The organism is Luteococcus sp., assembly GCF_043424415.1.
Lineage (GTDB): Bacteria > Actinomycetota > Actinomycetes > Propionibacteriales > Propionibacteriaceae > Luteococcus.
In genome coordinates this window covers 1-2,506 of record NZ_JBHWOO010000191.1, presented here as the reverse complement: position 1 = coordinate 2,506, position 2,506 = coordinate 1, and the positions used below count along the sequence as shown (strand labels likewise).

Genomic DNA, 2,506 nt, shown 5'->3' with positions numbered 1-2,506 from the left:
GGCGTCGATGAAGGCGCGCCCGGTGGAGTAGATCGCTACGTACGCCCAGAACACGCGACCGCCTGCGAGGTGGAGGCGGCGGGAGAGGAACAGCAGCAGTGCCATGCCTGCCAGCAGCCACAGCTGCTCGTACAGGAAGGTCGGGTGGTAGGTGCCGGGTTCGCAGCCGCCGATGCGGTCGCCGTTGGTGACGCAGGTGATGTCCCAGCCCCAGGGCAGGTCGGTGGGCGGGCCGTACAGCTCCTGGTTGAACCAGTTGCCCAGCCGACCGATCGCCTGCGCCACCATCAGGGTGGGGGCGATGGTGTCGGCCAGGGCCGTGAAGGACACACCCTTGGCGCGGGCCATGAGGTACACGGCCAGGGCACCGCCGGCCACGGCCCCGTAGATCGCCAGGCCCCCCTCCCAGATGTACAGCGCGGAGACCGGGTCCCCACCGGGACCGAAGAACGGTGCCGGGGAGGTGAGCACGTGCCAGACGCGGGCGCCGATGATCCCGGCGAACACGGCCACGAACACGATGTCGAAGAGGTCGTCGCCGTTGCCGCCGCGCGCTTCCCACCGCCTGGTGGCCCACCACAGGGCAACCCCGATACCGGCCAGGATGCACACGGCGTAGAAGTACAGGGTCAGCGGCCCCAGGGAGATCGCGGAGATCGGGGGGCTGGGGATCAGGGCGAGGCTCATGCGCGGCCCTCGGCGGAGCCGGCAGTGGGCCGGTTGCCGGTGCGCGCTCGGTCCACGCCCGCACGCAGGTCGTCCGCCACTGCCGCCAGAGCAGTGAGGTCGTTGCCGCGGCCGGCGTCCTGCGCCTCCAGCAGGGTGCGCACGAAGGCGGAGCCCACGATCACACCGTCGGCGTAGGCACCCACCTGGGCTGCCTGGTCCCCGGTGGAGACCCCCAGTCCCACGCACACGTTCCGGGCGCCGGCGTCGCGGGTGCGCTGGACCAGGCCCTCGGTGGCGGCGGAGACGGTGGCGCGGGTGCCGGTGACCCCCATGGTGCTGGCTGCGTACACGAAACCGGAGGTGTACTCGACGACGTGGTCGAGCCGGTCCCGCGGTGAACTGGGTGCCACCAGGAACACGCGGTCCAGTGCGTGGGTCTCGGAGGCGGCGAGCCAGTCTCCGGCCTCGTCGGGGATGAGGTCCGGGGTGATCAGCCCGGCGCCGCCTGCGGAGGCGAGGTCGCGGGCGAAGGCGTCCACGCCGTATGCCAGCACGGGGTTCCAGTAGCTCATCACCAGGATCGCGGCGCCGCGGCCGGAGAGCTGCTCCACCGCAGTGATGACGTCGCGGTTGCGCACCCCTCCGGCGAGGGCCGCGGTGGCGGCGCGCTGGATGACGGGGCCGTCCATGACGGGATCGGAGTAGGGCAGGCCCAGCTCGATCATGTCGGCGCCGTGGTCGATCAGGGTGCGGGCGGCATCGATCGAGCCAGCCAGGTCGGGGTATCCCACGGGCAGGTAGCCGATCAGTGCGGCGCGGCCCTCGGTGCGGGTGCGCTCCAGCACCTGCGCCGATCGCAGCCTGTCGCCGTGCGCGTGCTCGCTCATGCGTCCTCCTCCGTGCCGGCGGTGGCGGCATCCATCGTGGTGCGGGCCAGGTCCCGCAGCGGCGTGAGGTCCGCGCGGCCGTGACGGACGGAGCCGTCGGTGCCAGTGGCTGCGGCGTCCTCCGGGTCGGTGCCGTCTGGACCCGTGCCGTCGTCGGACTCGTCGGCGGGGTCGCCGTCCAGCAGGCCGAACCATTCCGAGGCGGTGTGGACGTCCTTGTCGCCGCGTCCGGAGAGGTTCACCAGGATCACGGCGTCCTTGCCCAGCTCCTTGCCGAGAGCGATGGCACCGGCCAGGGCGTGGGAGGACTCGATGGCCGGCATGATGCCCTCGGTCATCGACAGCAGGGCGAAGGCGTCCATCGCCTCGGCGTCGGTGACGGCACGGTACTCGGCACGGCCGATGTCGGCCAGCCACGCGTGCTCCGGCCCGATGCCCGGGTAGTCCAGTCCGGCGGAGATCGAGTGGGACTCGATGGTCTGGCCGTCCTCGTCCTGCAGCAGGAAGGAGCGTGCCCCGTGCAGCACACCGGGGGTGCCGCGGCCGATGGTGGCCGCGTGGAAGTCGGTCTCCACGCCGTCGCCTGCGGCCTCGCAGCCGATCAAGCGCACGTGTTCACCGGGCTCGGTGTCGTCGAGGAAGGCGTGGAAGATGCCCATGGCGTTGGAACCGCCACCCACGCAGGCCACCACGGCGTCGGGCAGGCGCCCCACGCGGTCGAGGACCTGGGCGCGGGCCTCTTCGCCGATGATCCGCTGCAGGTCCCGCACCATGGTGGGGAACGGGTGGGGCCCGGCGACGGTGCCGAAGATGTAGTTGGAGGTCTCCACGTTGGTGACCCAGTCGCGGAATGCCTCGTTGATGGCGTCCTTGAGGGTGCGCGAGCCATGGGTCACGGGCACCACCTCGGCGCCGAGCAGCCGCATCCGCGCCACGTTCAGGGCCTGCCG

The 2,506-nt window shown here is 71.8% G+C and carries 3 protein-coding genes; all 3 read right to left on the bottom strand.

All coding sequences use genetic code 11. The annotated features are described in order from the left end of the window. Positions 1-687: prolipoprotein diacylglyceryl transferase (gene lgt, locus ACHFFZ_RS11040; protein ID WP_394276668.1), on the bottom strand; the 687-nt coding region annotated here is incomplete at its 3' end. Continuing rightward, positions 684-1,556, bottom strand: coding sequence for a tryptophan synthase subunit alpha (gene trpA, locus ACHFFZ_RS11035; protein WP_394276667.1), 873 nt, complete (start codon positions 1,554-1,556; stop codon positions 684-686). The genes lgt and trpA, both read right to left, overlap by 4 nt. Then, on the bottom strand, positions 1,553-2,506 hold a 954-nt coding region (locus ACHFFZ_RS11030; RefSeq protein WP_394276666.1), incomplete at its 5' end, for a tryptophan synthase subunit beta. The genes trpA and ACHFFZ_RS11030, both read right to left, overlap by 4 nt.

What these genes read in the sequence shown, in the direction of transcription:
- trpA (WP_394276667.1), bottom strand. Translation starts at nt 1,556, where the DNA reads ATGAGCGAGCACGCGCACGGCGACAGGCTGCGATCGGCGCAGGTGCTG.